General features: G+C 43.0%; 1 pseudogene. It reads left to right on the top strand.

From position 1 onward, the window contains the following. Positions 1 to 384, top strand: a pseudogene (locus tag ACJTHF_RS14070) (hypothetical protein); the annotation flags it as partial.

Here is a 384-nt window from a genome sequence, read left to right as displayed (position 1 = left end):
AAATCTGATCCTACTTCTGATAAAGTAACGGATAAAGATGGTGACGGTAAGCCAGATATCACAACTCCGAAGGATACGGACGGAGACGGCATCACTGACAAAGACGATAACGATATCGATGGTGATGGCGTAAGTAACGAAGATGAAAAACTTATCGGTACTGATCCAACGAACCCTGATACCGACGGTAATGGTGTAAACGATGGGGACGAAGATACTGATGGTGATGGTATTCCAAATAAAGATGAATCTGATCCTACTTCTGATAAAGTAACGGATAAAGATGGTGACGGTAAGCCAGATATCACAACTCCGAAGGATACAGACGGAGATGGCATCCCTGATAATCAAGATAATGATATCGATGGCGACGGCGTTAATAAC

Source organism: Mammaliicoccus sp. RAM2 (assembly GCF_045897195.1).
Taxonomy (GTDB): Bacteria; Bacillota; Bacilli; order Staphylococcales; family Staphylococcaceae; genus Mammaliicoccus; species Mammaliicoccus sciuri.
This window is presented reverse-complemented; position numbering and strand designations above follow the sequence as displayed.